Below are 25543 nucleotides of genomic sequence, written 5' to 3'. Positions count from 1 at the left end.
AATTCAGCAACATGGCGGCGTGCCGCAAGAGGCATTCAAAAGCCCCGTCTCCTGCATTGAGGAGCATGGCGTGCGGATGATCGTCTCCTCCACCCGTTATCAAAGCATCGACGCTATCACATTTTTTGTCAAATTATTTTTAAGAAGGATTTTTTATTGAGACCTAGTACAGAAGTTTTATCGTTATAAAACATATATTTATTTTAAGTCATCAAAAATTTTAGAACCTCTTTTTGTCTTAAATAAACTTGACAACTTTTTGAATATGTCATTTTCATCAGACCAAGAGGAGACCACGATGACCCCTGATGACATTGCTCACGCCATGACCGGAGCCATCCATGCCGTTTCGGAAAACCGGCACGAAGCGTTCCTGCCATCGCCGATGATCCAGAACCATGCGAGCTTTCTGCACCTTCTGCAGGACGGCACCCTGCTGTGCGCCTGGTTTGGCGGAACGCTGGAGGGAAAATCGGATATTTCGATCTTCGCGTCAGCGCTCACACCCGGCGCGAGCCGGTGGGGAGCACCGCAGCGCCTGAGCAACGATCCCGCCCATTCCGAACAGAACCCGGTTATTTTCACCGCACCTGATGGCACTCTCTGGCTGTTTCACACCGCCCAGCCCTCCGGCAATCAGGACGAATGCCGCATCCGCATGGCGCGGGTCGTCCACGACCCGGCAACGCCGGAAAAGCTGTCCGCCGAAGATGGCCGTTTTCTCGATCTTCCGAAAGGCTGCTTCATCCGTGCGCCGCTTCGCATCCGCGATGACGGCGCATGGCTTCTGCCGATCTTCCGCTGCGTCCAACGCCCCGGCCAGAAATGGAACGGCAGCCACGATACCGCAGCACTCGGCATATCGAAAGATAACGGCCTCACTTGGCAATTGCAGGAGCTGGCGGGCTCGACCGGCTGCGTTCATATGAGCCCGGTTGGGGGCACGAATGGGCGTTACTCCGCTTTTTTTCGCCGCCGTCAGGCCGATTTCGTTTACCGCACGGAAAGCACAGATGGCGGTCGCTCATGGACAGAACCGCTGCCGACCGACGTGCCGAACAACAATTCCTCCATCGCCACGATCAGGCTCGCAGACGGCAGGCTGGCGATGATCTGCAACCCCATCAACGCCGCGCAATCCAGCGACCGCCGCGCCTCGCTTTATGACGAACTGGGCGAGGAAGACGACAGACCGGATGCCGATCCGAGCGGTGGATGTGTGCCCATATGGGGCGTGCCGCGCGCGCCGGTTTCCATCTGCCTGTCCGATGACGACGGCCGCAGCTTTCCTACCCGGATTTTGATCGAGGACGGGCCGGGCACCTGTCTGTCCAACGATTCGACCGACGGCCGCAATCTGGAAATGTCCTATCCATGGCTTCTGGAGGCAGCGGACGGTACCCTGCACGCAAGCTACACCTATCATCGCCGCGCAATCAAATATGTCCAGTTGGCGCCCGGCTGGGCAGACGCCAAGGACGGGAGAATCGGATGAGCAACATCATTGGTATCACCATGGGTGACCCCTGCGGCGTCGGCCCGGAAATCACCGTCCGCGCGCTTGCGGAAATGTCCGCCCCGGATAGGGAAGCAACGCGGATTTATGGCAACCTTGCCACGCTGGAAGCGGCGCGGGGTGCGCTTGGCATCGACATCGATCTTACTCGGAATGTGGTCGATCTGCCGGTGGAGGGTGCGCCGCTGCCATGGGGCACGCTGTCGCCGGTTGCCGGAGACGCCGCTTTCCGTTTCATTGAAAAAGCGGTGCGGGATGCCGAAGCGGGCGCAATCGGCTGCATCGTCACTGCTCCGATTAACAAGGAGGCCCTCAATCTTGCGGGCCACCATTATGACGGCCACACCGGCATGCTGCGCAGCTTGACCGGTTCTTCAGCCGCCTACATGTTGCTTGCCTCCGAGCGGCTGAAGGTCATTCACGTCTCGACCCATGTGTCCCTGCAGGAAGCCATTCGCCGGGCAACGACGGAGCGGGTACTGGCGACCATCCGCGCTGGCAATGCCCATCTGAAACGCATCGGTTACGAGCGGCCGCGCATCGCGGTTGCCGGTATCAATCCGCATTGCGGCGAAAACGGTCTGTTCGGCACCGAGGATGACGACCAGATTGCGCCAGCGGTTGCCGCCGCGCGCGCTGAAGGCATCGAGGTACACGGGCCGATCTCCGCCGATACCGTGTTCCACCGCGCCTATTCGGGCACTTTCGATCTGGTTGTCGCGCAATATCACGATCAGGGCCATATCCCGATCAAGCTCGTCGCCTTCGATACCGCCGTCAATGTCTCGGTCGATCTGCCGATTGATCGCACTTCGGTCGATCATGGAACGGCATTCGACATCGCCGGCAAAGGCATCGCCAATCACGGCAACATGAATGAGGCCATAGCCTATGCGCGCAAGCTCGTGGCGGGCAAGGGCGCAAGAGGATGAACACGATGTCCACAGCCTCCATTCTCATTCATCAGCCGCGCAGGCTTGCCGTTGGCGCCGGCACCATTTCACAGGTCGGCGCCTGGGCCGGCAAAACCGTTTCCACCCTGGTGATCGCCACGCCGCTGACAGCGAAATTTGCCGACCGGCTGCAATTGCAGGGTCCTTTCACTGTCTTCGACGCCATTCCCGGCGAACCGGACACAGGGACGCTCGATGCAGCACTGGCCGCAGCGCGCGCCGCCAAACCCGATCTCGTCATCGGCCTCGGCGGTGGCTCGGTGATGGATGTAGCGAAACTCGTCGCCGCACTCTGGAATTCCAGCCAGACGCTTGAGGATGTGGCAGGACCGAACAGGGTCGCAGGGCGCGACACCAGGCTCGTCCAGATTGCCACCACCGCCGGAACCGGCTCGGAAGCCGGGATTCGCTCGCTCATCACCGAACCCGTCAAGGGCAGCAAGGTCGCGGTCGAAAGCCCTCATCTGATTGCCGATTTCGCGGTGCTCGATCCGGAACTCACCTATTCCGTGCCATCAGCCGTGACAGCGGCGACGGGGGTGGATGCCATGGCGCATTGCGTGGAGGCTTTCACCAATCGCAAGGCCCATCCGATGATCGACGGTTTTGCCCGCATGGGCTTTTCGCTGGTGGGCAAATATCTGGCGCGCGCCGTTCGCGACGGCGCGGATACCGAAGCCCGCGAAGGAATGATGCTCGCCTCCTACTATGGCGGCATCTGCCTTGGCCCGGTCAATACGGCGGCGGGTCACGCCATCGCCTATCCGCTCGGCACGCTTCTCAACCTGCCGCACGGGCTGGCAAACGCTATCGTCTTCCCGCATGTTCTGGCTTTCAACCAGCACGCCGTTTCGGCAAAGACGGCGGAGGTGGCTGGAGCGCTTGGGCTTCGCGAGCATCTTTCATCCGATGATCTTCGCAAGGCAGCGACAGATTTCTGCGCCGGCCTCGGCATTGAAATGTCCCTTGCGCGGCACGGGGCAAGCGAAACCGACCTTCCCCGTTATGCGCAAGACGCTCACGCAATCCGCCGGCTGATGGACAACAATCCCGCCGATATGAGCGTTGATGACGTGCTCGGCATTTACCGCCGCGCTTTCTAATCGAAAGTCCGGTGCGCTATCGCGCGCACCGGCTCGCCGTCACTTGCCTCAATCCGTATGCGAAGACTCGAAGAGGCGGTCACGTGATCCCGTCAGATGGTCGTGCATCAGCCGCCGCGCGGCCTCGGCATCTCCTTCGGCAATCGCCACCGCAATCGCCTCGTGCTCGGCAAACACGCGGGTAAGGCCGGATGCCTCACGCTTCACCGACATGCCGTGAAACTTCATTCCCACCGCAATGTGGTCCTTGAGAGCCTCCATCGCAGTCGAGAAATAGCTATTCCGTGCCGCCCGCGCGATGGCAAGGTGGAACTGATAATCGGCATCCTCACGGTGGGACTGGCGATTGGTGGCGTCCCGCATCAGCTCGAGCGCCTTTTTGATTGCGACGAGCCTCTCGCCATCATGCCGCAGGGCCGCCGCCGCCGCCGCTGCCGGCTCCAGAGTCAGCCTGAATTCATAACAGTTCAGCAGGTCAGCGACATTTTCGAGCTGGCCGAAGCCCAGCGGCTCGCGCAGGCCGAATGCCCGCACATAGCTGCCGGAACCCCTTCGCGAATAGATGAACCCCTGTTCGCGCAGCCGCCGAAGCGCCTCGCGGACCACAGGTCGCGACACTTCGAATTCCATGGCGAGTTCATGTTCGGTCGGAAGCCGTTCATCCGGCTTGTAGGCGCCGGATTTGATCGCCCGGTGCATTCTCTCGAAAATAATGTCCGGAAGTGCCTTGCGCGCCGTTTCTTTCATCAGCCCCATCTGGTCAGCTTTCTCCAGCGTCATTTTCGCCAAGCATCATTTTCGCAATCCGTCTCAACGTGTCAGCTTGCCCAAAACCACCTGACTTCGCAATGATACATTGGTCGCCGGACCAGCCGACACCAAGACCGGGGAGGCACTCGCCGGCAAGGCGCAGACGCGATACCCCCATGGCAAGCAGCACCGCTTCGGCCGTGGCGCCGCCGGACAAAAGCAACGTGTCGGTCCCGGTGGTGAAAAGCGGCACGACGCCATACGCCAGCCGGTCTGAAACCTCGAGCGGGGAAAGATCTTCCGCCCCTTGCGTCGCGTAAACGAGCGTCAGGCTGGAACGAGCATGCGCGTGAAACGGCACGACGCCATTGGGTGCATCGGTGACCGATACCAAACCCGTTCCTTTAAGGATTTCAATTTGTTCAACGGTGATCGGGTCACGCGAACCTATGACGAAAAGCCCCTTACCCGCGGGAATAGCTGCCGCCTCGGGCACCGCCTGCGCTGTCATCATTTCGGCCAGCGCCTCGGCCAGCCCTCGCGCGCCCACCAGAAGATCAACCCCGTTTGCGCGCCCGGCAAGCAAAGCCTCCCTGATGTCCGCATGCGATAGGGTGTCTGGTATTGCGCAGCGGCTGGCGTGACCGCCCAGTCTTTCATGAACCGAAATCGTGCCCTCAACGCCAAAGCCGGACACGGAACCGTCTACGACGATGCGTCCAAAATCCGGAATGGCTGGCGCTACAAGCGCATGACGATAGGAAACAGCATCCATTTCCGCGGCGATATGTCCTTTCAGGCGGGAATCGATCTTCTTGAACAGAACTGTATCGGCCGGAACCAGTGCTATCAGTTCCTGCGTGCGGCGGCGGGCTTCATCCGCCTTGCCATCCCGACAACCCAGATTGACGCTGAGGACGGCCGGCGCATCGGCCACCGCTGCACGGACGCCGTCAAGACCAATCGCAACTTCAGTCGAAAGCCCACGCCCGGCGAAGGGGGCGGCCGCATCAAGCGCACCGGTCAGGTCATCGGAAAAAATCAACAGCACGGGCGAAACCTTAAGAAAAGTTGTAATGTTTTCCTTCGATAAATTTATTTATAATCAATAGATAAATGGATGTGAATAACAAAAACAACACGACAGCTCGATTAGCCGCACCGACACATGTCGTCGTCATCGGCGAAAGATGGCAGGGAGAGGTTGATCGCTAGACGAAGCGGAAAGGCAGGCCTGAGATGAGCGCTTTGACAAAGCGCTTTTTCTGAAAGCGGCCGTTCAGCGAAACGCGCGGCAACAGCATCGGCTTTTCAAGGCTATCGGCCCCAAGAATACCGGCCTGCGTGGTAACAGCTACGGGAAATCCCGCATCAAACACCGCTTTCGCCTCGCGTTCTCCCACGGCCTTTATCCAGCCATAGGGATAGGAAAAGGACCTCGGCCGACGGCCGACATAGGTCTCCACCCGTCTTGTCGATTCCTCGATTTCGTAGGCCAGGCGCGCCGCATCGATCTTGCGCATGTTCACATGCATCATGGTATGCGCGCCGAGATGGACCAGGGGATCGCTCGACAGCGCCTTGAGTTCGGCCGCATCCATGACGAGTTTTTCCACGATCGCGATCGGATCGATACCATGTTGCCCCGCGACACGGTCGATCCTCTCCACCGCCTCGTCCTCCGCGAATATCTGAACGAAGTTTTCCAGACGCGCAAAGGCTTCCGCTTTTTGTGGAAGGCTGCCGGATTTAATCTCCTCCGGCCCTGTCCCAAAATCGAATTCAAAGGACGTGGCTTTTTGCGTCAGCGCGGCAGTGGTTTCCCACCACACGCTACGCGTCCGCTCCACAAAACCCGGCGTGATGAAAATCGTATAAGGAACAGCATATTTTCGAAAAATCGGTGCAGCATATTCGGCATTGTTGCGATAGCCATCATCAAGCGTGAAAGCACAGAACGACCGTTTCTCGGAATTATCGGCGAGCAGGCCCGGCAGATCGTGCAGATGAACGGGAACGAGACCACATTCGAGCGCCGCCTCTATCGCCTCTTCCAGAAATTGTGGCGTGATCGACAAGTGTGCATTCGGCGCAAAAGCTGACGCTTCCTCGTCCGGACGAACATGGTGCAGCGTGAAGATCACGCCACGCCCGGCAAGAGCCGGAAAAGCCGCACGAACCGCCGGCATGGAAGCCACCTCCAGCCCCGCCCTTATGACCCCATATTTCAGAGAGCGTTTTACTGACCGCAAAAACACCATTACCGATTACCGCAACTTCAAACCGGGCAGAACCCGTTTTTTGATGACTCTCCAGACCGTCAGCGGCAGGTCGATAAGGCCCGGCAAAGGATCGTTCGCCGCAAAAGCCGCCCAGCTGCGGATTGTGCGCAGAGAGGCGACATAGTCCCCAATTCCCGCCTGTCCCCGTCGATTCAACGTCAATGCGGCAATGGCATCACGGACAAGATAGGACCATGACACACCTTGCCGCGCATCGAGCATCTGGCCGGTCGGCATGTCGTTGGCAACCTGCCACAGCAGCGCGCCGAGATCGATGCCGGCCGCTGAACACAGGCCGAACCACGACCATGGGCGCGGATTAACATCGAGAAGTTTCAGCGATCCATCCCTGCCATCCCGCTTAAACTCCACCTCGACCAACCCGCTGTGACCGGCCGATTTCAATATTTTCCTTGCCGCATCGATCGCTTGAGGGTTGTCGACAACCTCGACACAGGTGCTGGTGTAACCAAAATCGACGGGATACTGACGCAGGCGCCGGGCGGTGAATTCTGCAACAGGCTCGCCATTGCGCCAGAGCGCCGCATAGGAAAACTGGCTTTCTCCCCCGCCGGGAATGAGCTCCTGCACGACGACATTGCCCGCGCCGATCTCGCCGCTCGCAGCGGCAAAAGCGGCTTTCAGAGCCTGCCTGTCATCGGCGCGGATAACCTTCGCCCGGGAAATCGCGGTATCGCCCCCGCCCATATTCGGCTTCAGGATAACGGGAAACGTCACGTCCAGCGCATCGGCGTCATCGGACGTGACCATGGCATAGGTCCTGGGGAAGCTGACACCGAGTTCCGCCGCGCGTTTGTAGAGCAGCGGTTTCTCGCACAACCATTGAAGGGAGGACCAATCAGGCAGGACGATTTTGTAAAGGGCGGAAAGCTCATCGCGATGTTGTGAAACGAGCTGAACCTCGCCATCCCCTGATGGCACCAGAAGACACCCTTTCAGATGATGCTTGTCTGCCATATCGCGTAAAAACGCCATCGCCCCTGCATCAAGAGGACCGGACCAGCGGATCGTGTTCTTCACGAAACGCGACCAGCCCGGCAGCGGTGAATCATGGGTGATATAGTGCACAGGCACATCAAGGGCGCCAAGGCTGCGGGCAAGGGCAAGCGTGCCGTGAGCGCCACCAACAATAACAACACCTGGAATGGTCACAGCCTGATCCCCGCCCTATTCCACACCTTGATCGCAAAAATTGATAAATAAATTGGATATTTCTAAAGTATTGCGCGTTCGGAGATCGAATTGGCGGAGCCGAAGAGCCTCACGCTCTTTCGGCTGCCTGCGAACGGTCGGAAGTTTGCTTCGAAGGCAAGCGCCTTACGCCTCTTTGCGCACAGGGCGCGGCTCGCCTTTGTCATCCACCGCTACCATGATGAAGACGGCCTCCGTAACCTTTTCCCGGGAATCTTGATAGTGCCTGCGGGTCCAGGCCTCGATCTTGAGCGTGACGGAGGTGCGCCCAACCTTTTCGATCCTGGTATAGACACACAATGTATCGCCGATCTTGACCGGTTTCTTGAAGACGATTTCATGAACCGCCACTGTGACGGTACGCCCGCCTGCCACATCATTGGCGCGGACGAAGGCGGCAAGGTCCATCTGCGACATCACCCAACCGCCGAAAATGTCGCCGGCCGGATTGGCGTCAGCCGGCATGGCAAGCGTTCTGAGCGTGAGTTCCATATCGGCGGGCGGTTGCTGTTCCATATCAAATTCCTTTCAAGAACCTCCCGCTGCCGGATTTAAACAACCGCGCCCCCTCAGCCAATAGCCGATTTTTCGCGGCAGCCCTTCCAAAACAGCAAGGAATCACGAAGCCATCGTAAGCTTCGGTTAACCATGATGCGGCACGATTCCAAAAAACCGCGAGGGCGTGCGAATGGCCTATGACTGGAGTGGAAACAATAAGATACAGCAGCGCTACGACCGTATCATTCTCGCGGTTGCCAGCGTCATTGCCATCAGCCTGGCGACCGGCACCTTTGTTCTGCGCTCGCAGATGGAGCCGGACGGCACCATAAGCCTTGCCAAACAGCAGCGGCTGGACCTCGAAAAATGGCATTTGCGGCTTTGATCCGCACGATAATGTCAACAGCAGCATAACCCGGCGGCTTATTTTGGAGCGATATCCGGCTTTGCGGTATTTTCCTTCATGGGGGCATGGTCCAGATGGGCCAAAGCCGGGGTAAGAACCGACAAAAATGTCTCTGATCTGCCGATATAGATAATCGCTACGCCGTCGATCCCATTCAAAACCTCCGCCAGCGTATCCTGTGTCTGTTTTTCCAGCCCTTCCAGCAAATCGTCGATGACGATGAATTTCGGCTTCAACAACAGGGCATTGGCGATCCTGATGCTGGCCTGTTCATCCGAATCCAGCTTCTTGTCCCAGCGAATGTGTTCATCAAGCCGGGGCGCCATTTCACCGAGACCGCACGCGGTCAGCGCCGCGACATAGTCTGCCTCCACAAACCGCTGGGGCGCGCGTGGATAGGCCAGAATTTCGCGCAGCGTACCTGTTGGCAAATAGCCGTGCTGGGCAATGAAAAGCGTGTCGGACTGTTCGGGCATTTCGATCCTGCCCTGCCCCCATGGCCACAGGCCGGCCATGGCGGCAAACAGCAGCCGCCGGTTCACGCCCTGTTCGCCATTGATCATCAGACGATCACCCCGCCCGATTTCAACCTCGGCCTCGCGCAGCCGGAAACCACGCTCCAGATCCTGCCCGCCCGCATCACGGCAGATAGTCACCGACCGAAGACGGATTTTTTCGTTGTCGGCACTCCGTTGAAGATCGATTGCGAGGCCGTGCTGTTCAACGCTATCCATCTGGATCAGAGCGTTGCGAAACACCGAAACACGCTGCAACGTCGCCTTCCAGCTGGCAATCGGCCCGAAATTGTCGATATACCAGCGAAGTGCGGTATTGACCTGGTTGAAGGCGCCGACGGCCATCATCAGCCCGCCGAAGGTGAGGTTGCCGGAAAAATAAACTGGTGCTGCGATAAGAATGGGCGCCACAACCGCCAACCAGCCGTAGCCCGACGACACCCAGGTCAGATGTGTCATTGCTAAAGCGAGCCCGCGGATTACGCCGAGCACGGCATCGATATCGACGCCGATCCGCCGCCGCTCGTTTTTTTCACCACGCGCAAGCGCAATCGCCGCCAGATTTTCGCTGGCCCGCATCAGGGAGAAGCGTAGTTCGGCCTCTTTTGAATAACGTTCAGCATTCAGGCCGACCAGACGATAGCCGACAAGGTTGCTGAGCAGGGACGCCGAGCCCGCATAAAGGATCGCCGCCCAGACCATGTATCCGGGAATCGCGACCGGATCGCCGTTGATCGTGATGGAAAAGCCTGCCGACAATGTCCACAGAACGCCGATGAAGCTGATGAGCAGGATCGTCGCATTCACAAGGCCGATGGAAAGCGCCGTGCTGCTTTCCGCAAGGTTGCGGACATCGTCGTGCAAACGCTGGTCCGGATTGATCGCAATCGTGCCGAAACTGGCAAGGCGGGCGGCGCGCCCCGGTTTCAGCCACTGGTCCACCATATCCTTGGCAAGACCCTCGCGCATGTTCAGCGCCGTCATCTGGTTAAGCCAAGTCTGAATGACATTAAGAAGCAACAACAGCCCGGCAATGATCGCGAAGACTTCGAGCTGGTGGAGGAAGGCGTCAAGATCGCGCCGCTCCAGCGCATTGTAAAACGGCGCGTTCCACTCATTGAGCCTGATCTGCCCGTAAGCGGTGAGCAATATCACCGTGAGCAGGGCAATCGACAGCAATATCAGCCGGTTGCGAACCGGCGACGTCCAGAAGGCATTGCCCATCATGCGCAGTTGCGAACGAAAATCGAGATCGAAGCCCGAAAGGTTCGCCGCACTCTTGCGCTGATCGTCGGTCACCGTTGTTGCCATTCATTCCATTCCGAAACGTCAGTCGGCAAAGAAAGCGGTTTGCGATCCTGCACCTTGCGATGCCCAGCAATAACACGCCGTTCGACCTTGTCCACAACCGCGGAGAAATCCTCAGGGAGACAATTAAAAAGCCGCGGCAATTCTTCGCGCCGGCAAACATCGGCGCCTCCGCCAACAATGCGGTTGCCTCCGGAAATGATCCTTGCTTTCTTTTCCTGCATTGCACAAAATCCAAATAATTTCAGAGGGGCGGACAAACCGCATAAACCGGAAAACCGGGCAAGGCAGATTAATGGCGATCAAAGCGAGCATCTATCATCTGACGCATTATAAATACGACAATCCGGTTCGCCTTGGACCGCAAATCATAAGATTGAAGCCCGCCTCGCACTCCAGAACCCATGTTATCAGCCATTCTCTCAAGGTTTCACCGTCCAATCATTTCGTGAACCTTCAACAGGACCCATACGGCAATTATCTCGCCCGTTTCGTTTTTCCCGAGCCGGCGACGGAATTCAAGATCGAGGTCGATCTTGTCGCCGATATGACGGTTTACAATCCGTTCGATTTCTTCGTTGAGGAAGAGGCGACCAAGTGGCCGTTCGATTATCCGCAGGAGCTGCGGGAAGATCTGTCCATCTACATGAAACCGGAACCGACCGGCCCCCTGCTTTCCGCCTTCATGGCCACCGTGGACCACACACCCGGACAGCCGACGGTGGATATGGTCGTCGGCCTCAACGCCCGTCTGCAGCAGGAAATCGGTTACGTCATCCGCATGGAACCGGGTGTTCAGACGCCGGAAGAAACGCTGGCTTCCGGCAAGGGTTCATGCCGCGACACCAGCTGGCTGTTCGTCCAGATCTTGAGACATCTCGGCCTTGCCGCACGTTTCGTGTCCGGATACCTCATCCAGCTGACACCGGATCTCAAGGCATTGGATGGCCCGTCAGGGACAGAGGTCGATTTCACCGATCTGCATGCCTGGGCCGAGGTCTATATGCCGGGCGCCGGCTGGGTCGGTCTCGACCCCACTTCGGGGCTTTTGACCGGCGAGAGCCATATTCCGCTGGCGGCAACGCCGCATTTCCGCAATGCCGCGCCGATTTCCGGCGGTTATTTCGGCGAGGCCAATACGGAATTCGCTTTCGACATGCAGGTTCGGCGCGTTGCCGAGACCCCGCGCATCACCAAACCCTTCTCCGATGAGAGCTGGGAGAGCCTCAATGCACTCGGCGAAAAGGTCGATCAGGTTCTGAACGCCCATGACGTCAGGCTGACCATGGGCGGCGAGCCGACCTTCGTTTCCATCGACGATTTCGAATCCGAGGAATGGAACACCGGCGCGGTTGGACCGACGAAACGCGAAAAAGCGGACGTGTTGATCCGCCGCCTGCGCGAACGTTTCGCGCCCGGCGGCTTCCTGCACTACGGGCAGGGAAAATGGTATCCAGGCGAAAGCCTGCCGCGTTGGACATTTTCGCTCTACTGGCGAAAGGACGGTCTGCCGATCTGGCAGAACCCTGCGCTGATAGCCGAAGAAGGCGCAAATACCGGTGTTGCGGCCGACGACGCGCAAAAGCTACTGAGCGGTATCGCCACTCATCTCGGTGTGGAGCCGGATCTGGTGCTTCCGGCCTATGAGGATCCGGCCGAATGGATCATCAAGGAAGGTAGTCTTCCCGAAAATGTCGATCCGTCCAACTCGAAACTGAAAGACCCGGAAGAACGCAATCGCCTTGCCCGCGTGTTCGAACGCGGGCTTACGACACCGACGGGTTATATTCTTCCGGTGCAGGCGTGGAACGCCAAGCCCACCACAGACAAACGCTGGGTCAGCGAGAAATGGAAAACACGGCGCGGCAAGATTTTCCTCGTTCCGGGTGATAGCCCGGTAGGTTACCGCCTGCCGCTTGGCACCCTGCCCCATGTGCCGCCATCCGCCTATCCTTATATCCATGAAGCTGACCCCTCGATCCCGCGAGGGCCGCTTCCCGAGAAATTCCAGCCCTCCGGACGCACCATGCCGGAAGCGTCTTTCCATGCGGATGAGGCATCCGGCCAAGAACGCATCGAGCAGACGCTTGGTGAAATCGGCGGCGCGGTGCGCACAGCCATGTCGGTGGAACCGCGCGATGGACGGCTCTGCGTCTTCATGCCGCCTGTCGAACGCATCGAGGATTATCTGGAACTGGTCGCAGCGGCAGAAGCGGCAGCGGCCGAGCTCGGGCTGCCCGTCCATATCGAAGGTTATGCTCCGCCGCATGACGAGCGTATCAATGTCATCCGTGTAGCGCCCGATCCCGGCGTCATCGAGGTAAACATCCACCCGGCTGCAAGCTGGAAGGATTGTGTCGACATCACCACGGCGGTCTATGAAGAGGCGCGACAGACGCGTCTGGGCGCTGACAAGTTCATGATCGATGGCCGTCACACCGGCACCGGTGGTGGCAACCATGTGGTCGTGGGCGGGGCCAACCCGAATGACAGCCCTTTCCTGCGCCGTCCCGACCTTCTGAAAAGCCTTGTCTTGCACTGGCAGCGGCACCCATCGCTTTCCTACCTGTTCTCCGGCCTGTTCATCGGACCGACGAGTCAGGCGCCCCGCATCGACGAAGCCCGCCACGACAGTCTTTACGAACTGGAGATCGCGCTGGCGCAGGTGCCTGCCCCTGGCCAGGGTGCGCCGCCGCTGCCATGGCTGGTCGACCGCCTGTTCCGCAACCTCCTGACGGATGTGACGGGCAACACCCACCGCGCCGAAATCTGCATCGACAAGCTGTTTTCTCCGGATGGGCCGACCGGCCGCCTTGGCCTTGTGGAGTTCCGCGGCTTCGAAATGCCGCCCAATGCCCGCATGTCGCTCGCCCAGCAATTGCTGGTGCGCGCCCTCATCGCCCGTTTCTGGAAAAACCCCGCCGCCGGCAAATTCGTGCGCTGGGGCACGGCACTTGCAGACCGATTCATGCTGCCGCACTACATCTGGGCGGACTTTATGGACGTGCTCGGAGACCTGAGGGAAAATGGCTTCGACCTGAAGCCGGAATGGTTCACAGCCCAGCAGGAGTTCCGTTTCCCCTTCTTCGGTGAGGTGGAATACGAAGGCGCGAAGCTGGAATTGCGCCAGGCTCTGGAGCCCTGGCATGTTATGGGCGAACAGGGTGCCATCGGGGGAACCGTGCGTTTTGTCGACAGCTCCGTCGAGCGTATGCAGGTCCGCCTCGAAACCTCCAACCCTGCGCGCTATACCGTGGCGTGCAACGGTCGCACCGTTCCGCTAACTCCGACGGAAAACCGAAGCGTTGCGGTCGCCGGTGTTCGTTTCAAGGCGTGGCAGCCCTCTTCCGGCCTGCATCCCGTTCTGCCGGTCAATTCGCCCTTGACCTTTGACATTTATGATACATGGTCGGGACGATCGATCGGCGGATGCATCTACCATGTTGCTCATCCGGGTGGTCGCAATTACGAGACCTTTCCCGTCAACGGCAACGAGGCCGAGGCACGCCGCCTTGCCCGTTTCGAACCATGGGGACATACGGCCGGGCAATATCCGTTGATGGCGGAAACCGTGTCGCCAGAATTTCCGCTGACGCTCGATCTGCGCCGGCCATACGGAGTATAAATTGTCCAAAGCCCCGGCCACGGAACGCAAGACGGAAACGAGCGCGCAATCGCGCGGGCTTGACTACTCCACCTTGCCCGGCGTGGCCGATGAGATGCTCGATACCAACGGCAAGGTCAGACCGGTCTGGAAAACCCTGCTCGGTGCCCTGTCGCGCATGTCGGAACGCGAACTGCATGAGCGCTTTGCCCGCACCGACCGCTATCTGCGCGATGCGGGCGTGTTTTACCGCGATTACAGCAAGGGCAGCAGCGAAAGAAACTGGCCGATCTCCCATATCCCGGTGCTGATCGACGACAAGGAATGGACGGTTCTTTCCGAAGGGCTTAAACAGCGCGCCAATCTTCTGGAAGCCATGGTCGCCGATTTTTACGGCGAAAACCGGCTGGTGAAGGAAGGTTACGTACCGCCGGCACTGATCGCCTCCAATCCGGAATATCTGCGGCCGATGGTCGGCGTAAAACCGGCAAGCGGCCATTATCTGCATTTCTGCTCGTTCGAGATTGGACGCGGACCTGATGGCAACTGGTGGGTACTTGCCGACAGGACACAGGCGCCCTCCGGCGCAGGTTTTGCGCTGGAAAACCGGGTGGCGACCACACGCGCGCTTTCCGACATCTATGCCGAAACCCATGTTCACCGTCTCGCTTCATTTTTCGGCGCTTTCCGCGACACCTTGCAGTCGCACAGAAAACATCCGGATGACCGCATCGCGGTGCTGACGCCCGGCCCCGCAAACGAGACCTATTTCGAACACGCCTATATCGCCCGCTATCTCGGCTTCATGCTGCTAGAGGGTGAGGATCTGACCGTGGTCAACGGCCGCGTGATGGTAAGGACCGTGGCCGGACTGAAACCGATCGGCGTGCTTTGGCGGCGCCTCGATGCCTCCTATTCCGATCCGCTGGAACTGAACCAGCAATCCCACATCGGCACGCCCGGCATGGTCCAGGCGCTGCGCAATGAAGCACTGACAATCGTCAACGCGCTCGGCACCGGCATTCTCGAAACACGGGCCCTGCTGTCCTTCATGCCGCGCGTCTGTCGCCACCTGCTTGGCGAAGACCTGAAACTGCCGTCCATCGCGACCTGGTGGTGCGGACAGGAATCCGAGCGCCGCCACGTTGCCGGCAATATCGAGGGCATGGTCATCGGCCCGGCCTATTCCCGGCTGCCCTTCTTCGAAGACAACGGTCAGTCCGTGCTCGGCTCGTCCTTGCGTGAAACGGCGAAGGAATCGATCAGCGACTGGCTCGCCTCCGATGGCCACAGGCTTGTCGGCCAAGAGGTGGTGACGCTTTCCACCACGCCAGCCTATATCGACAACAAGCTCGTGCCGCGCCCGATGAGCCTTCGCGTTTTTGCCGCCCGCACCCAGGATGGCTGGCAGATCATGCCGGGCGGCTTTGCGCGGATCGGCAGCAGCAACGATGTATCCGCCATCGCCATGCAATCAGGCGGCAGTGCTGCGGATGTCTGGATCGTCAGCGACAAGCCGGTGGAACGCACCACGCTTTTACCGGCGGAAGAAAGCTTCACCCGCAATATGCCGGGCAGCCTGCCAAGCCGTGCGGCGGACAACCTCTTCTGGCTCGGCCGCTATATCGAACGTTCCGAAGGCGCATTGCGCATCTTGCGCGCCTGGCACGGACGTTATGCCGAATCCGCCGACCCACGTCAGCCCTTGCTTGCGCATGTGACGCGTTATCTCGAAGCGCTGGATGTGGAAATGAACGATGCCGTGCCGGAAAGCCTGCTGAACAACATCAACAGCGCGCTTTATTCCGCCAGCAACATCCGAGACCGTTTTTCGCCGGACGGATGGCTTGCGCTGAATGACCTTGCCAAGACTGCCCGTCGGTTCCACGCAAAGGTTTCGCCGGGCGACGACGCGACCCATGCCATGACGATCCTCCTTCGCAAGCTTGCAGGCTTCGCCGGTCTCGTGCACGAAAACATGTATCGTTTCACCGGCTGGCGTTTCCTGTCGATCGGCCGCTATCTCGAACGTGGCCTGCATATGACAAGGCTTCTCGGCCACATGACCGGACCGGATGCGCCAGATGGATCCTATGACATGCTGCTCGAAATCGGTGACAGCGTCATGACCCATCGCCGCCGCTACAATGTCAGCACGGCGGGTCTGACCGTCACCGATCTTCTGGCGCTCGATCCGCTCAATCCACGGTCCATCCTGTTTCAGCTGAACGAGATTCGTACCGAGGTGGAGCAGCTGCCGAACGCCTTTACGAACGGCCAGATGTCGCCCTTTTACCGGGAGGCGATGCGGCTGCATTCCGGCCTTGCCGTCATGACGCCGGAAAACATGAACGGCGCGATCTACCGCCAGCTCGAAACGGACATGGAACATCTCTCCGATGTTCTGGCCCAGACATATCTCGGATAACCCGATGCTTTATGACCTTTCCCTGCATATGGGTTACACCTACGACACGCCGGCCCATGGCGCGCGCCACATCATCCGCGTGCTGCCCCTGTCGATCCCGGGCCGTCAGCGCTTCATCGCCGGCACCATAGATGTTTCGCCGGTGCCGGAAGAACGGGCGGTCTTTGAAGATTTCTTTCATCAATCGGCCACCTCAGTGCATCTGCGCGCGCCGCACGAAAAGCTGGATATCCGCATGCAGGCGCGTGTGATGGTGGAGGCACCTGCGCTGACGGCAGATTTTTCACCCGAGCTTTCACGCCTGCCGCAAGACCTTGCCGACGTCTGGTCGGTCGACTTCCAGTCACCGCATCACTTCATCGGCGCCAGCCCGAGGCTAGGGACGGATACGGCGATATCGGCCTATGCGCGGGAATTGCTGAAGCCCGGAATGACCATTCGCGAAATCGCACTCTCGATGTGCAAACGCATACACAAGGACTTCACCTATGACGGTGAGGCGACGACTGTCGATACGACACCGTCGGAAGCCTTCAAGCTGAAACGCGGCGTATGCCAGGACTTTTCGCATATCATGATCATGGCGCTGCGCAGCCTCGGCATTCCCGCCGGTTACGTCAGCGGCTTCCTGCGCACTATCCCCCCGCCGGGCAAGGAACGTCTGGAAGGTGCCGATGCGATGCATGCCTGGGTTCGCGTATGGTGCGGTGAGGCCGCCGGTTATCTGGAGCTCGACCCCACAAACGATATCGTTGCCGGCAGCGACCATATCGTCGTTGGCTATGGCCGGGACTATTCCGATGTCGCGCCGGTGATCGGCGTATTGAAGAGCTACGGCAACCAGCAGATCAAACAGGCCGTCGACGTCATTCCCGTCCAGTAATGATACATTACGTGTTATTATGAGCATACTCGAATTAATACTTGAAAAACTGCCCCAATTTGAGCGACGTATAAAATTTAACCGTCTGCATTAGTGGATTCTACATCGTTTGCGGGTTTCCTGCGCTCAGTCTAATGTTCTAATTAGTGAGCCCGTTATGATCTCCTCCGCATATCAAAAAATGACGCGCCGTTTCCTTGCCGATACGGGCGGCAATTTTGGCATGATGACGGCAATATTGCTGCCGGTGCTGCTTGGTTTTGCCGGAGCCGGAATGGAGCTGGCGAATGTGATGCAGGTGAAAGCGGACCTGCAGAACACGGCGGATTCGGCGGCTCTCGCGGCGGCGACCGAGGCACGCTTGAAAGAAGGCGCTCTGACGGACGAACAAATCAAGGAAATCGCCAAGGCCTTCATCGCCAGCCAGATGGAAAAGACCCTGACCGATGAGGAGAAGAAGGCGCTCGAGAAAAACTCTCCAGTCAATATTGGCACAACGGACGATGCGCGCGGCAAGACCTACACCATCCAGACCACGATAAACTACCAGATGCAGCTTAATCCGCTCTTTGGGTTCTTCGGGGCGAAAACACTCGACCTTGCCGCGACAGGCACCGCGGTAAGCACTGTCAACAAGGGCGCGCCGATCTCCATGTATCTGGTGCTCGACCGCTCGGGTTCGATGTCCTTCAAGACCGATACGCTCAACACCAAGAAAACGTCTTGCCAGAACTACACGGTCGATAACTGGGGGAGTTATCCCAATCTCAAAAATACATCGCCCTGCTACGTCAACAAGGCTACTTCGCTAAAAACCGCGGTCGGCTATCTCGTCGCGACGTTGAACAAGGCCGATCCCACTTATACCGCCAACGGCGGTTCCGAACTGGTTCGAACAGGAGCCTCGGTCTATACGCATGAGACCTACGCGGCCCAGCCTATCACCTGGGGTACTAGCAGCGTTGCCACCTATGTCGACAAACAGATCCCGGAGTTTCCGTCTGGCGGTACGGATGCCCGCAGCAGTCTGAATGCCGCATACAACGCCCTTAAAAAAGCGAATACCGTTGAAGCGAAAGAACACAAGGACAAGAAAAGCGAATCCTTCGAGCGATACATCGTTCTCATGACGGATGGCGAAATGACGGGGAACAGCTCCTCCTGGAGTTCCAGCATCGACCAGACTGTGCGCAATACCTGCGATACGGCCAAGAAAGACGGTATCAAGATTTTCAGCGTCGCGTTCATGGCGCCGGACAAGGGCAAGTCGCTGCTGCAACATTGTGCGTCCAGTCTCGACAATTATTACGCGCCTGAAAACATGGAGCAGATCGTTACCGCCTTCGGGGAAATTGCCCGCAAGGCTGCCGGCAGTTTGGCAACGCTGACCAATTAACGGAAAATCAAGCCAGCATCCCCCGGAAACGACCCCGCTTCCGGGGAGCGATGTTCCCGGGGCGACCTTGCCGGGTTGGATGGCTGGCACAGCGTGCGCGGCAGGTGACAGCGCCGGCGACACATGGCATAGGAGAGCCGCTCCCATTCACAGGCCCCTGTCATGATCCGCATCGAAAATATTAGCAAGTCGAACAGTCACCGCATTCTCTACATCGAGGCCTCCGCTGCGCTCAATCGCGGCGAGAAGATCGGCCTTGTCGGCCCCAACGGTTCTGGCAAGACCACGCTGTTCCGAATGATGACCGGCGAGGAACAGCCCGACGAGGGACAGGTCGTCGTCGAAAAGGGCATGACGGTCGGTTATTTCAACCAAGACGTCGGCGAAATGTCCGGCCGTTCCGCCGTGGCCGAAGTCATGGAAGGCGCCGGCCCGGTCAGCGAAGTCGCAGCCGAACTTCGGCAGCTGGAAGCCGCCATGTCCGATCCCGACCGGATGGACGAAATGGACGCCATCATCGAGCGTTACGGCGAAGTGCAGGCGCGGTATGAAGAACTGGACGGCTACGCGCTGGAGGGCCGCGCGCGCGAGGTTCTGGACGGGCTGAGCTTCAGTCAGGAAATGATGGATGGCGACGTCGCCAAACTTTCCGGCGGCTGGAAGATGCGCGTGGCGCTCGCCCGCATCCTTCTGATGCGCCCGGACGTGATGCTGCTCGACGAACCCTCGAACCATCTCGATCTCGAAAGCCTGATCTGGCTCGAAGATTTTCTGAAGAACTACGACGGCGCGCTTTTGATGACCTCGCACGACCGCGAATTCATGAACCGCATCGTTACCAAGATCATCGAAATTGACGCTGGCAACCTCACCACCTATTCCGGCGACTACGGCTTTTACGAACAGCAGCGTGCGCAGAACGAAAAGCAGCAGCAGGCGCAGTTCGAACGCCAGCAGGCGATGCTCGCCAAGGAAATCAAGTTCATCGAGCGCTTCAAGGCGCGTGCCTCGCATGCCTCACAGGTGCAGAGCCGCGTCAAGAAACTCGAAAAGATCGACCGCGTCGAGCCGCCCAAGCGGCGCCAGACGGTAGCTTTCGAATTTGCGCCGGCGCCGAGATCTGGCGAAGATGTCGTCGCGCTGAAGAAAGTGAACAAGGCCTATGGCAGCCGCACGATCTATGGCGAGTTGGACTTCATGGTGCGGCGCAAGGAGCGCTGGTGCATCATGGGCGTCAATGGTGCCGGAAAATCCACCTTGCTGAAACTCGTGACTGGCACGACCACGCCGGATTCCGGCAATGTAACTCTCGGCGCCAGCGTCAAGCTCGGTTATTTCGCCCAGCACGCCATGGATGTTCTGGACGGCGACAGCACCATTCTGGAATGGCTGGAGGAACGTTTCCCGAAAGCCGGGCAGGCACCGCTGCGCGCCCTTGCCGGCTGCTTCGGTTTTTCCGGTGACGATGTGGAGAAGCGCTGCCGCGTTTTGTCCGGCGGTGAGAAGGCCCGTCTGGTCATGGCTGCCATGCTGTTCGACCCGCCGAATTTCCTCGTGCTGGACGAGCCGACGAACCATCTCGACCTCGACACCAAGGAAATGCTGATCAAGGCCCTGTCGGAATATGAAGGCACGATGCTTTTCGTTTCGCATGACCGCCATTTCCTGGCCGCCCTTTCCAACCGGGTGCTGGAACTGACGCCTGACGGTATCCACCAATTTGGCGGCGGATATACGGAATATGTCGAAAGCACCGGACAGGAAGCGCCGGGCCTGCGCAGCTGAGGCAGCTTGACGGACGTATGAGACGCAGAATTCCCGGGACAGGTTTCATCTTTTAACGTTTGCAGAGCGGATCGGTGGACTAACAAATGCAACTTAAAGACTGCTACAATTTCCACGATTTTCGCCGAATGGCTAAACAGCGTCTTCCCGGACCGATCTTCAACTACATCGACGGTGCTGCCGACGATGAGGTGACGTACCGGAGAAACACGACCGCCTTCGACAATTGCGATCTCGTTCCCGACGTGTTGCGGGGCGTGGCCGATGTGGACATGTCTGTCACCGTCATGGGGCAGAAGCTGGCGATGCCGGTCTATTGTTCCCCGACGGCGCTTCAGCGTCTCTTCCACCATCAGGGGGAGCGGGCGGTTGCGGCCGCAGCCGGAAAATTCGGCACGATGTTCGGCGTTTCTTCACTCGGCACCACCAGCCTCGAGGAAGCGCGCCGGATCAGCGGCGGCCCACAGGTCTATCAGTTTTATTTCCACAAGGACCGTGGTCTCAACCGCGATATGATGGCGCGCGCCAAGACTGCGGGTGTGCAGACGATGATGCTGACGGTGGACAGCATCACGGGTGGGAACCGTGAGCGCGACAAGCGCACCGGTTTTGCCATTCCGTTCAAGCTCAATCTTTCCGGCATTGCGCAATTCGCCATCAAGCCGGCCTGGGGGATCAATTATCTGACGCATGAGCGCTTCAGCCTGCCCCAGCTCGACGGCCACATCAAAATGGACGGCGGCGCGCTCTCCATCAGTCGCTATTTCACCGAAATGCTCGACCCATCCATGACATGGGACGACGTCGCACAGATGGTGCGTGAATGGGGCGGCCCTTTTTGTCTGAAGGGTGTCATGTCCGTGGAGGACGCCAGACGCGCCGTCGATATCGGTTGCAGCGGCATCGTGCTTTCCAATCACGGCGGTCGCCAGCTCGATGGTTCGCGTAGCGCCTTCGACCAACTGGCCGAGATTGTCGACGCAGTCGGTGACCGTATCGATGTCATGATGGATGGCGGTGTTCAGCGCGGAACGCACGTCCTCAAAGCCCTGTCTCTGGGGGCGAAGGCCGTGGGGCTTGGCCGCTATTACCTTTTCCCGCTTGCCGCCGCCGGACAGCCGGGTGTCGAGCGGGCGCTTGAGCTGATGCGCATCGAAATCGAGCGCGGCATGAAGCTGATGGGCTGCACCACCGTCGACCAACTGACACGCCGGAACCTGCGGTTTCGTGACTAGAGCGGTGTCAGCGCGAGGAAATCGAGGCCTGTCGAGCTTATCGACAATATAGTCGGATAATCACCCGTACCGAACGACCCCTTTGAAACCACCACAGCGGTTTCGGGAGGTTTTCACGCTATCGGCGCTGCGCAGTGGTGACCTTGGCAAGACCGATCGAATATGATTATGGTTGCATGATGCAACCATAATGGATTTTGGCATGTCCGAAAGACCCTTTCCCATAAACGATATCCGCTCCACCTCGCGTCGGCTCGTGCGCGAACTCGGCTTTATGGGTGGAGACTTTGCCGGCACCGATCTGCCGCCCTCCGCCGTGCACGCCCTGATCGAGATCGAGGCATGCCCACGCATTACCGCACGCGATCTGGGAAAGATGCTTCGGCTTGAAAAGTCGAGCATCAGCCGCATGCTTCGCAAACTGGTTCTTTCGGGCGATGTTCTGGAAGAAACGGACGAAGAGGATAGTCGTATCAAGCGGTTGCGCCTCGCCGGGCGAGGACAGAAGCGGGTCGAAGCCATCCACACTTTTGCCAACCGACAGGTATCAAACGCACTGTCGCGGCTCGCGCCTGCGGATGGCCAAAAAATCTTTGACGGGCTTCGCCTTTATGCCGACGCGCTGGGAGACCGGGCCGACGCCGCGGCTTCCCCGATCGAAATCGTCAGGGGCTACAGGCCCGGCCTTATTGCCCGTATCACGCAAATGCATGCGCTTTATTATGCCCGAACATCAGGCTTCGGCCAGCGCTTCGAATCCGTTGTTGCCGAAGGTCTGGCCTCCTTTTGCAACCGGCTCGAAAGCCCGCAAAATGCGATCTGGGTGGCAATGCGTGGAGACGATATCATCGGCTCCGTCGCAATCGACGGTGAAGATCTGGGACCGGGAACCGCGCATCTGCGCTGGTTCATCGTCGATGATGGCGTGCGTGGCGGCGGCGTCGGGCGAAGGCTATTGGCAACCGCCCTTGCGTTCACGGACGAAAAAGCGTTCGCCGAAACCCATCTGTGGACTTTCAACGGACTTTTGGCGGCACGGCATCTTTACGAGGCCCAGGGTTTTACCTGTGTACAGGAACGTCCCGGCAGCCAGTGGGGAAGCGAGGTTCTGGAACAGCGCTTCGTCAGGCCGCTTCCTGTGGTTGGCGGCGCTTCACGTGAAGCGAACTAAACCCCGTGGCGGCCGATCAAGCCGCCTTGAGAGCCCCCCGATGAGCAAGTGCGCCTGAACCCAGCTCGAACTGGCCGAGCAACCGGTTCAGCGCATCGACCTCGCCTGCAAGATTGTGGCTTGCGGCGGTCATTTCTTCCACCATCGCGGCATTTTTCTGCGTGTCCTGATCCATCTGGTTCACGGCGGTATTGATCTGCTGAAGGCCGGACGACTGCTCTTGCGCGGATTCGACGATCGCGGCGACGTGCTGGTTGATCTCCTGCACTTCGGCGACAATCGCGTCGAGCGCCTTGCCGGTGTCGCCGACGAGATGCACGCCCTCTTCGACCTGCTGGTTCGATTTTGTGATCAGCGACTTGATTTCCTTCGCCGCGCCGGCAGAACGCTGCGCAAGTTCGCGCACCTCCTGCGCCACCACGGCAAAACCCTTGCCCGCCTCGCCAGCTCGCGCCGCTTCCACGCCGGCATTGAGCGCCAACAAGTTCGTCTGGAAGGCAATCTCGTCGATCACACCGATGATACTGGAAATCTCGTTCGAGGATTTTTCGATCCGCTCCATCGCGATCACGGCCTGACGCACGACTTCGCCCGATCGTTCCGCACCGATGCGCGTGCGGGAAACCAGACGGCCCGCCTCATGCGCGCGGTTCGCGGCGTCTTTCACGGTTATCGTGATCTCTTCAAGAGCTGCGGCGGTTTCCTCCACGGCAGCAGCCTGCTGTTCCGTCCGCCTTGCCAGATCATCGGAGGCTGCCTTGATTTCATTAGCGCCGGCATCAATACCGGCAGCATTATCCGATACCCGCAGAAGCGCGTTCTGCAACTTCCCGGCAGAACCGTTAAAATCGTTGCGCACGGCATCGAACCGCTCGACAAAGGGATCGTTGATACGACAGGACACGTCGCCATCTGCGAGCCTGGCCAACGCCTGAGCCAGACTGTCAACCGCGAAACGGATACCGCTCGCCTCATCGGCCGCCTTGTGTTCGCGGGCCACCCGCTCCTGTTCGCCAAGAGTTCGGTTGGCTTCCGCTTCCTGCTCCAGCAAGGCTTTTTCACGATTGTTTTCGCGCAAAACGTCAAGCGAGCGGGCAAGATCGCCGATCTCGTCCCTGGTCTCGATATCCTTCAATGTCAGCTGGAGATTTCCCCGGGCGATCTGGGCGGTCTCATCGATGACATTCGTGATGCGGTTGATGAACCGCCGTGCAATAAACCAGCCGGCCATCGCCAGCAGCACCGCCGCCGTTACGATCGTCAGGACGGCGTCACGCATCATTGCATGCAGCTGCGCAAAGACCGTGTCCTCCGGAACCGAGACGATTGCGTACCATTTCATGTCGCCGGTGAGCATGACCGGCAAGGCGACGGCAAGGGAAACCGTGCCGTCCTGTGCCGTCATTTCCAGCTCTTTTCCGGGATTGGCGATCAGTTTATCCCAGCCTTCAGTTTGTGCGCCGCCATCTGCGAGGTTCTTACCCATTATCGTCGCATCGGGATGGCTGATGATCTTGCCGCCGCCACTCACAAGGCTCATGAAGCCCGTTCCCATCGGCCGGACGGCTGACAACGCCTTGTTCGTTTCCTCCAGCGACAGATCGAGGCCAGCGACGCCCAGAGTTTTACCGTCGACGATGACAGGTTTGGCGACCGAGGTAATCAGAACCTCCTTGCCATCGATTGCGTAAGAATAGGGTTCGATGACGACTGTTTTCTTCAATGTGAAGGGCAACTGATAATAATCGCCTGGACCCGCGGTGGTATAATCCGTCAATGCGGTGTTGCTTATTTTGCCTCCGCTCCGCACCCAATAGGGTACATAACGACCAGTCGCATCATATCCCTCCTTGTTGACGAAGTCCGCATCCTTGCCATCGAAGGCATTGGGCTCCCATCCGGTCCAGAGACCAAGCAAATCGGGATTGTTCGCCAGCATGTGCCGGATAAGCTGATCGGCCTTGCCCCGATCGGCATCGCCCGACTGCTTCATCGATTCCAGAACCGAGCCGAGGCTATTGACGATGTGAATCATGCCGCCGATATTTTTCTCGGTCGTCAAAGCTTCGGCTTGCGCGATCTGCTGCATACGCTCCATACTGTTGGCCCTCGTATCCTCAAAGGACCGATAAAACAGCACGGCCGAAGCCGCGATTGTTGCAACGACGCCGCACGCGGCGACTGCGAAGATATTACGGCCCGTTGTCGATTTAAACAGCATGTCTCATCCTCACAAAAAATCCCGGCCGCGACGGCTGAGGTCACTGCGCGCAAGCCCAAAATGTCAACAACCAGACCGGAGGATAATATTAGAAAACTATGCTTAAAAATTACTTTAATTCATATTTTTAGCGCAATTAAGAAAACAGAAATAAATTATAAAACCGTAATATTACAGTACATACAAAATATTACGCGATATCCGAACCTTCCGAAACGCCAGCATATATTGCAAGCTACGAGCAAGCTCAGCGGCACGCATCATTGCGTGCCGCTGA

General features: G+C 58.7%; 19 protein-coding genes. 11 read left to right on the top strand and 8 right to left on the bottom strand.

Annotation, left to right across the window (positions count from 1 at the left end; translation table 11 throughout):
- Positions 1 to 298 precede the first annotated feature (298 nt).
- The 3 genes from ACZ5A6_RS14535 to ACZ5A6_RS14525 are packed head-to-tail and all read left to right on the top strand — an operon-like array spanning position 299 to position 3572.
- Positions 299 to 1495 carry a sialidase family protein gene (locus ACZ5A6_RS14535; RefSeq protein WP_112291801.1) on the top strand — a complete coding sequence of 399 codons (1197 nt, stop codon included), beginning with the start codon at positions 299 to 301 and terminating at the stop codon, positions 1493 to 1495.
- Complete coding sequence (pdxA, locus tag ACZ5A6_RS14530) at positions 1492 to 2448, top strand: 4-hydroxythreonine-4-phosphate dehydrogenase PdxA (protein WP_003511520.1); 957 nt, start codon at positions 1492 to 1494, stop codon at positions 2446 to 2448. Before ACZ5A6_RS14535 ends, pdxA begins: the two co-directional genes overlap by 4 nt.
- A complete protein-coding gene (locus tag ACZ5A6_RS14525; RefSeq protein ID WP_112291797.1) occupies positions 2445 to 3572 on the top strand; it encodes an iron-containing alcohol dehydrogenase in 1128 nt (375 codons plus the stop codon). The genes pdxA and ACZ5A6_RS14525 overlap by 4 nt, the downstream gene beginning before the upstream one ends.
- A 48-nt stretch (positions 3573 to 3620) precedes the next feature.
- On the opposite strand, the gene ACZ5A6_RS14520 is transcribed toward ACZ5A6_RS14525, so the two are convergent.
- From ACZ5A6_RS14520 to ACZ5A6_RS14500, 5 genes are all read right to left on the bottom strand, one after another.
- A complete protein-coding gene (locus ACZ5A6_RS14520; RefSeq protein WP_003511522.1) occupies positions 3621 to 4328 on the bottom strand; it encodes a FadR/GntR family transcriptional regulator in 708 nt (235 codons plus the stop codon).
- Positions 4329 to 4332: 4 nt separating this feature from the next.
- Positions 4333 to 5373, bottom strand: a complete 1041-nt coding sequence (locus ACZ5A6_RS14515; protein WP_065660428.1) for a four-carbon acid sugar kinase family protein — start codon at positions 5371 to 5373, stop codon at positions 4333 to 4335.
- Between the two features lie 160 nt (positions 5374 to 5533).
- Positions 5534 to 6511 carry a polysaccharide deacetylase family protein gene (locus ACZ5A6_RS14510; RefSeq protein WP_464111082.1) on the bottom strand — a complete coding sequence of 326 codons (978 nt, stop codon included), beginning with the start codon at positions 6509 to 6511 and terminating at the stop codon, positions 5534 to 5536.
- A 78-nt stretch (positions 6512 to 6589) separates the two neighbouring features.
- Positions 6590 to 7777, bottom strand: a complete 1188-nt coding sequence (locus ACZ5A6_RS14505) for an ATP-grasp domain-containing protein (protein WP_112291793.1) — start codon at positions 7775 to 7777, stop codon at positions 6590 to 6592.
- 165 nt (positions 7778 to 7942) lie between these two features.
- Entirely contained in the window at positions 7943 to 8332 is a 390-nt protein-coding gene (locus tag ACZ5A6_RS14500; protein WP_003511527.1) for an acyl-CoA thioesterase, read from the bottom strand.
- A 172-nt stretch (positions 8333 to 8504) separates the two neighbouring features.
- Here ACZ5A6_RS14500 and ACZ5A6_RS14495 point away from each other — a divergent pair, with 172 nt between their 5' ends.
- Positions 8505 to 8699: a hypothetical protein gene (locus tag ACZ5A6_RS14495; protein WP_013761913.1), complete on the top strand. Its 195-nt coding sequence runs from the start codon at positions 8505 to 8507 to the stop codon at positions 8697 to 8699.
- A 38-nt stretch (positions 8700 to 8737) separates the two neighbouring features.
- On the opposite strand, the gene ACZ5A6_RS14490 is transcribed toward ACZ5A6_RS14495, so the two are convergent.
- Together ACZ5A6_RS14490 and ACZ5A6_RS14485 are read right to left on the bottom strand one after the other, a co-directional pair.
- Complete coding sequence (locus ACZ5A6_RS14490) at positions 8738 to 10546, bottom strand: ABC transporter ATP-binding protein/permease (RefSeq protein ID WP_112291791.1); 1809 nt, start codon at positions 10544 to 10546, stop codon at positions 8738 to 8740.
- Positions 10531 to 10767: a hypothetical protein gene (locus ACZ5A6_RS14485; protein WP_162693136.1), complete on the bottom strand. Its 237-nt coding sequence runs from the start codon at positions 10765 to 10767 to the stop codon at positions 10531 to 10533. Before ACZ5A6_RS14485 ends, ACZ5A6_RS14490 begins: the two co-directional genes overlap by 16 nt.
- Positions 10768 to 10838: 71 nt before the next feature.
- Here ACZ5A6_RS14485 and ACZ5A6_RS14480 point away from each other — a divergent pair, with 71 nt between their 5' ends.
- From ACZ5A6_RS14480 to ACZ5A6_RS14450, 7 genes are all read left to right on the top strand, one after another.
- Complete coding sequence (locus tag ACZ5A6_RS14480; protein WP_112291789.1) at positions 10839 to 14168, top strand: transglutaminase family protein; 3330 nt, start codon at positions 10839 to 10841, stop codon at positions 14166 to 14168.
- A gap of 1 nt (position 14169) precedes the next feature.
- Positions 14170 to 16575, top strand: coding sequence for a circularly permuted type 2 ATP-grasp protein (locus ACZ5A6_RS14475; protein ID WP_003511535.1), 2406 nt, complete (start codon positions 14170 to 14172; stop codon positions 16573 to 16575).
- A gap of 4 nt (positions 16576 to 16579) precedes the next feature.
- Positions 16580 to 17458, top strand: coding sequence for a transglutaminase family protein (locus ACZ5A6_RS14470; protein ID WP_003511536.1), 879 nt, complete (start codon positions 16580 to 16582; stop codon positions 17456 to 17458).
- 157 nt (positions 17459 to 17615) lie between these two features.
- Positions 17616 to 18854: a vWA domain-containing protein gene (locus tag ACZ5A6_RS14465; protein WP_065662414.1), complete on the top strand. Its 1239-nt coding sequence runs from the start codon at positions 17616 to 17618 to the stop codon at positions 18852 to 18854.
- Between the two features lie 162 nt (positions 18855 to 19016).
- A complete protein-coding gene (locus ACZ5A6_RS14460; RefSeq protein ID WP_003511539.1) occupies positions 19017 to 20639 on the top strand; it encodes an ABC-F family ATP-binding cassette domain-containing protein in 1623 nt (540 codons plus the stop codon).
- Positions 20640 to 20725: 86 nt separating this feature from the next.
- The gene (locus ACZ5A6_RS14455) at positions 20726 to 21874 is read left to right on the top strand and encodes an alpha-hydroxy acid oxidase (protein WP_111801866.1); all 1149 of its coding nucleotides are present in this window, start codon (positions 20726 to 20728) and stop codon (positions 21872 to 21874) included.
- A gap of 202 nt (positions 21875 to 22076) precedes the next feature.
- Positions 22077 to 23045, top strand: coding sequence for a GNAT family N-acetyltransferase (locus tag ACZ5A6_RS14450; RefSeq protein ID WP_464111081.1), 969 nt, complete (start codon positions 22077 to 22079; stop codon positions 23043 to 23045).
- 16 nt (positions 23046 to 23061) lie between these two features.
- Here the strand turns inward: ACZ5A6_RS14450 and ACZ5A6_RS14445 are convergent, their stop codons facing one another.
- On the bottom strand, positions 23062 to 25266 hold the full coding sequence (locus ACZ5A6_RS14445; RefSeq protein WP_065687970.1) for a methyl-accepting chemotaxis protein: 2205 nt from the start codon (positions 25264 to 25266) through the stop codon (positions 23062 to 23064).
- Between the last annotated feature and the right edge of the window lie 277 nt (positions 25267 to 25543).

It is taken from the genome of Agrobacterium sp. 6Ca8 (genome assembly GCF_055382765.1).
This window is presented reverse-complemented; position numbering and strand designations above follow the sequence as displayed.